Genomic DNA, 5,687 nt, shown 5'->3' on the forward strand with positions numbered 1-5,687 from the left:
TGCTTCAGCTCGTCGCGCGAGAAGATGATCAGCCGCTTCGGCTTCCAATCCTGCAAAACCCGCCGGATGAACGCCTTGCCGAACGAGCCAGTCCCACCCGTCACCAGGATCGATTTCCCGTTCAGATCGGGAAGTGCCGTCTCAAACATCTCGCTGAACCTTGCCAAATGGATTGCTGCCGAATTGATTGCCGGTAGGGCCTAGCGGCCAGCCTCCGCCCTGTCAATCGCCGAGCGGCCAAAGAAAAGGGGCGCGACAATGCGCGCCCCCGAAAATGGCCGATTGTGTCCGGTTCAGGCCCCGGTAAAGGCCTGAAGCCCGGTCTGGGCCCGGCCCAGGATCAGGGCGTGAACGTCGTGGGTGCCCTCATAGGTATTCACGGCTTCCAGGTTCATCACGTGGCGGATGACGTGGAATTCGTCGGAAACGCCATTGCCGCCGTGCATGTCGCGCGCCATGCGGGCGATGTCGAGCGACTTGCCGCAGGAATTGCGCTTGATCAGCGAAATCGCTTCCGGCGGGCAGTTGTTGGCATCCTTCATGCGGCCCACCTGCAGGCAGGCCTGCAGGCCCAGCGTGATTTCGGTCTGCATGTCGGCGAGCTTTTTCTGGATAAGCTGGTTGGCGGCCAAGGGCCGGCCGAACTGCTTGCGGTCGAGCGTATATTGCCGGGCAGCATGCCAGCAGAATTCGGCGGCTCCCAAGGCGCCCCAGGCGATGCCGTAGCGCGCATTGTTGAGGCAGCCGAACGGGCCGCCGAGACCCTTGGCATTGGGCAGAAGATTTTCGTCGGGCACGAACACATTGTCCATGACGATCTCGCCGGTGACCGAGGCACGCAAGCTGAACTTGCCTTCGATCTTCGGGGTCGAGAAACCCTTCATGCCGCGCTCCAGGACAAAGCCCCGGATGACATCGTCATCGGTCTTGGCCCAGACGATGGCGATATCGGCGATCGGTGAATTGGTGATCCACATCTTGGCGCCGGTGACGGCATAGCCGCCATCGACCTTCCTGGCGCGGGTCACCATGCTGCCGGGATCCGAACCATGATCAGGCTCGGTCAGGCCAAAACAGCCGATCAGTTCGCCGGTAGCAAGCTTGGGCAGGTACTTCTGGCGCTGCGCTTCGGTGCCATAGGCATTGATCGGATGCATGACCAGGCTGGACTGCACCGACATTGCCGAGCGGTAGCCGGAATCGACCCGCTCCACTTCGCGCGCAACCAGGCCATAGGAGACGTAGTTGGTGCCGGCGCAACCATAGCCGTCGATGGTCGAGCCCAGCAGGCCAAGCTCGCCCAGCTCATTCATGATCTCGCGGTCGAACCGTTCATGCCGGTTGGCCTGGACGATGCGCGGCATCAGTTTGTCCTGGGCGTAGCCGCGCGCCGTGTCACGGACCAGCCGCTCCTCTTCGCTCAACTGGGCATCGAGGAAGAGGGGGTCGTCCCACTGAAATTCGGGTTTAGCGCTGCGGGCGGAACTCATATGCGTACTCCAGATGCTCTTGGGCAGGATTTCTTGGGGCAGGATTCTCATTCGGCGGCGGATGCTATATCATGATGGCCGGGCGCGTGACAGGCGGGCCGGCGCAGGGCAAGTATGCCTTGGCCAGACAGCCCGCCAGCCCGCGCATGCGAGCTATGCGATTCATAACAGCCAACCGGAAGCGCCACCTTGTCGGACGACGGCTATATCATCGAGTTTCACCAGGTCGGGTCCTACGTCAAGGTCTCGGTCATGGATCCGGTTTCGCTGACCGAGGTTTCAATGGTCGCACCAGCCAACCTGCCGCAAGCCCAGGTGGCGCAGGCGGCGATCCGCAAGCTGAAATACGTCATGGCCCGGCGAAATGGCACTGTTGCTGACGGAACGGCAGGCGAACGCAAATAACACCTTGTCCGGCCCGAATTGTCACGATAGGTTCCGCAGCAACGACGAGCTGCATGCCGTCGGGCCGGAAACGGCCCGCGAGCGGTGGCCGGAATGGGGGCCTTTCGTTTGATGTCGCGCCAGTGCTGATGAGTCGATTCCTGTGATTCGATTCTGTGTGCTGACGTTGGGGCATTCCTGATCCGACCGACCGCGTTGGCGTGTGGCTCAATTTAGGGGCCCAGGGCAACCTGCTTCCCCAGAGCAGAGGAGACTGCGCGCGAGATGGATTGGTTTCCATATTTCCTGCAGCAGCTGATCAACGGGCTGACCCTCGGATCCATCTACGGCCTCATCGCCATCGGTTACACGATGGTCTATGGCATCATCGGCATGGTCAATTTCGCCCATGGCGACGTCTATATGATCGGCGCCTTCCAGGCGATGATCGTGTTGTTGCTGTGCGGCACGCTGGGCATCACCTGGGTGCCACTGCAATTGCTCCTGATGTTGATCGTGGCGATGGTGCTGACCGCGGCCTATGGCTGGACGGTGGAGCGGATCGCCTATCGTCCCTTGCGTGGTGCACCACGCCTGGCGCCGCTGATCACCGCGATCGGCATGTCGATTTTCCTGCAGAACTATGTCCAGCTTGTGCAAGGTCCGCGACCCAAGCCTGTTGAGTCGCTGATCAGCGGTGGCATTCCCATCATGAACCGCAGCGATGGCGGTTTCGTCGTGCAGCTCGGTTACATGCAGATCATCATCATCCTACTCACCGTTGCCTTGATGGCCGGCTTCACGCTGCTCATTACGCGTACGTCGCTGGGCCGCGCCCAGCGCGCCTGCGAGCAGGACATGAAGATGGCGTCACTGCTGGGCGTCAATGTCGACCGGACGATTTCGATGACCTTCGTCATGGGCGCCGGTCTCGCTGCGATCGCCGGATCCATGGTGACGCTCTATTACGGCAACAATGATTTCTACATGGGCTTCCTGGCCGGCATCAAAGCCTTCACGGCCGCTGTGCTGGGCGGCATCGGCTCGCTGCCGGGCGCCATGCTGGGCGGCATCCTGCTCGGTCTCATCGAAGCCCTGTGGTCGGCTTACTTCTCGGCCGAATATAAAGACGTCGCCGCGTTCGGCGTGCTGGTGCTGGTGCTGATCTTCCGCCCGACAGGCCTTCTTGGGCGACCCGAAGTGGAAAAGGTCTGATCGCCATGACCGACATGACGCAAGGTCGCACCGCGCCATCACCCTATGTCGAAGCAGCCAAGGATGCCGTCTTCACGGCGATCCTGGTCTTCCTACTTGGCTGGCTGATGGTTGGCTACCAGACCCAGGTCCTGCAGGGCCAGCAGATGAGCTATGTCACGCGCTATGACGACGTGATCTGGGCCGTGCTGCTTATGCCTGCCGGTCGGTTCCTCCTGACACTCAATCGTTTCGGCCGCACGCTGCCGGCCCTAATCCTTGGGGGCCTCGCCTTCCTCTATCTCTTTGGCGCCGGCGTCCTCGGCGTGCTTGAGTTGCCGATTTACAGCTCGCTCTTCGTGACGGTTGACCCGCTGCAGCCGAACATCCTGCCGTTCGACCAGCCGATGGTGAATGTCATCTTCGGCATCGGCGCTTTCTTCGTCTTTGCCGCAGCGGCAAAGGAGCGGCGACGCAAGACGGTTGGCGCGCAGACCTTTGAGGTGCGCGAGGCGGCGGAAATACGCCAGGCGAATTTCGCCCGCAATCTTTCCGGAATCCTCGGCCCGATCCTCATCATCTTGGCGCTGATCATTCCCTTCACGCCCTGGGGCGATCGTAAGCTGGTCGRCAGTCTCATCCTGGTGATGACCTATGTCATGCTGGGTTGGGGTCTCAACATCGTGGTCGGCCTCGCGGGTCTCCTCGATCTCGGCTATGTCGCCTTCTATGCGGTTGGCGCCTATACCTATGCCAAGCTCTCGACGACGCTCGGTCTCAATTTCTGGGAGAGCTTGCCACTGGCCGGTGGCGTGGCGGCGACCTTCGGTGTGGTGCTCGGTTTTCCAGTCCTGCGACTGCGTGGCGACTATCTTGCCATCGTCACATTGGGTTTCGGCGAGATCATCCGCATCATTCTGATCAACTGGCAGGTCTTTACCGGTGGCCCAAATGGCATCGGCAATATCGCCAAGATCGATTTCTTCGGCATTCCGTTCGAACGCAATCCGGCAGAGGGAACAGTGGCGTTCCATACGCTGTTCGGGCTTGAGTTCAGCACCACGCAACGTGTCGTCTTTCTCTATTACGTGATCATCGGCCTCGCGCTCATCACCAACTTTGTCACCATCCGTCTCAGGAAGATGCCGATCGGCCGCGCCTGGGAAGCCCTGCGCGAGGATGAGACGGCCTGCCGCGCACTCGGCATCAACCCCACCAACACCAAGCTCACCGCCTTTGCTATCGGTGCGATGTTTGCAGGTTTTGCTGGTTCCTTCTTTGCGACACGGCAAGGCTTCGTCAGCCCGGAAAGCTTCACCTTCATCGAATCCGCCGTGATCCTGGCGATCGTTGTCCTGGGTGGCATGGGCAGCCAGGTCGGTGTGGCGCTGGCTGCCATCCTGCTCATCGGCCTGCCCGAGGTGCTGCGTGAACTGTCGCTCTATCGCATGTTGGTTTTCGGTGGTGTCATGGTGCTGATCATGTTGTTGCGGCCAAAGGGCCTGCTGTCCTTCCGCGTGCCCACGATCCAGCTCAACAACAAAAAGAAAGTGATGCCGCCAACCACCGTGCCGGGAGCAGCCGAATGATTGCTGCGACCGCAAACCATCGGGCTGAAGATACGCTGCTCGAAGTCGAACGGCTGACCATGCGCTTCGGTGGCCTGATCGCCATCAATGATGTCAGCTTCTCGGCAAAGAGCCGCCAGATCACCGGCGTCATCGGCCCCAACGGCGCCGGCAAGACGACCTTGTTCAACTGCATCACGGGTTTCTATAAGCCGACAGTCGGTCGCATCGCATTGCGTAATAATGCCGGTGGCGCGCCGTTCCTGCTCGAGCGCATGGACGGTTTCCGCATCGGCCAGAAGGCCAAGGTCGCGCGCACCTTCCAGAACATCCGTCTTTTCTCCGGCATGTCGGTGCTCGAAAACCTGATGGTGGCACAGCATAACAAGCTGATGCATGCCTCCGGCTGGACCGTACTCGGCCTTCTCGGATTGCCATCCTTCCGTCACGCCGAAGCAGCCGCTAAGGATCTGGCCGTCAAATGGCTGGAGCGCATCAAGCTCAGCCATGTGGCCGATGAGCCTGCCGGGAGCTTGCCCTATGGCGACCAACGGCGCCTCGAAATCGCCCGAGCTATGTGCACCGAGCCCGTGCTGCTCTGCCTCGACGAACCGGCGGCCGGCCTCAACCCGAAGGAGTCGGCGGACCTCAATGCGCTGCTGCTCTCGATCCGCGACGAGTTCGGCATCGGCCTGCTGCTCATTGAACACGATATGAGCGTCGTCATGGGCATTTCCGATCATATCGTCGTGCTGGATTACGGCGTCAAAATTGCGGACGGGACGCCGCTGGAGATTCGCAACGACCCGGCGGTCATTCGCGCCTATCTCGGTGAAGACGAGAAGGAGTGACCGCAAGCATGCTCAAGATCTCAGGCGTTCATACCTTTTACGGCCATATCGAAGCGCTGAAGGGCGTCGACCTCGAAGTGCAGCAAGGCGAAATAGTGACCTTGATCGGCGCCAACGGTGCCGGCAAGTCGACCTTGCTCATGACCATCTGCGGGACGCCACGGGCGCGCAACGGCCGCATCGTCTTCGAAGGTCGCGAC

Annotated in this window: 7 protein-coding genes; 5 read left to right on the forward strand and 2 right to left on the reverse strand. The window is 60.8% G+C overall.

The features are described 5' to 3' along the window. The coding region (locus tag AC1DWZ_RS23895) for a polysaccharide biosynthesis protein (RefSeq protein ID WP_477171476.1) at nt 1-149 on the reverse strand (149 nt) is incomplete at its 3' end. A gap of 144 nt (nt 150-293) precedes the next feature. After that, nucleotides 294-1,490, reverse strand: coding sequence for an acyl-CoA dehydrogenase (locus AC1DWZ_RS23900; RefSeq protein WP_477171470.1), 1,197 nt, complete (start codon nt 1,488-1,490; stop codon nt 294-296). A 189-nt stretch (nt 1,491-1,679) separates the two neighbouring features. Here AC1DWZ_RS23900 and AC1DWZ_RS23905 point away from each other — a divergent pair, with 189 nt between their 5' ends. From AC1DWZ_RS23905 to AC1DWZ_RS23925, 5 genes are all read left to right on the forward strand, one after another. Then, nucleotides 1,680-1,895 (forward strand): DUF6898 family protein, encoded by a 216-nt coding sequence (locus tag AC1DWZ_RS23905; protein WP_477171471.1) that lies wholly within the window; start codon nt 1,680-1,682, stop codon nt 1,893-1,895. Between the two features lie 264 nt (nt 1,896-2,159). Continuing rightward, on the forward strand, nt 2,160-3,089 hold the full coding sequence (locus tag AC1DWZ_RS23910) for an ABC transporter permease subunit (protein ID WP_477171472.1): 930 nt from the start codon (nt 2,160-2,162) through the stop codon (nt 3,087-3,089). A 5-nt stretch (nt 3,090-3,094) separates the two neighbouring features. After that, nucleotides 3,095-4,657, forward strand: coding sequence for a high-affinity branched-chain amino acid ABC transporter permease LivM (gene livM / locus AC1DWZ_RS23915; RefSeq protein ID WP_477171473.1), 1,563 nt, complete (start codon nt 3,095-3,097; stop codon nt 4,655-4,657). After that, nucleotides 4,654-5,487 carry an ABC transporter ATP-binding protein gene (locus tag AC1DWZ_RS23920; protein ID WP_477171474.1) on the forward strand — a complete coding sequence of 278 codons (834 nt, stop codon included), beginning with the start codon at nt 4,654-4,656 and terminating at the stop codon, nt 5,485-5,487. Before livM ends, AC1DWZ_RS23920 begins: the two co-directional genes overlap by 4 nt. Nucleotides 5,488-5,495: 8 nt before the next feature. After that, a partial coding sequence (locus AC1DWZ_RS23925; protein ID WP_477171475.1) for an ATP-binding cassette domain-containing protein occupies nt 5,496-5,687 on the forward strand: 192 nt, incomplete at its 3' end.

The organism is Dongia sp. P2_B8, from assembly GCF_056404715.1.

Bases quoted from the DNA above. Each gene is read 5' to 3' on its own strand.
- AC1DWZ_RS23900 (WP_477171470.1), bottom strand. From the start codon at position 1,490: ATGAGTTCCGCCCGCAGCGCTAAACCCGAATTTCAGTGGGACGACCCC.
- AC1DWZ_RS23920 (WP_477171474.1), top strand. From the start codon at position 4,654: ATGATTGCTGCGACCGCAAACCATCGGGCTGAAGATACGCTGCTCGAA.
- AC1DWZ_RS23910 (WP_477171472.1), top strand. From the start codon at position 2,160: ATGGATTGGTTTCCATATTTCCTGCAGCAGCTGATCAACGGGCTGACC.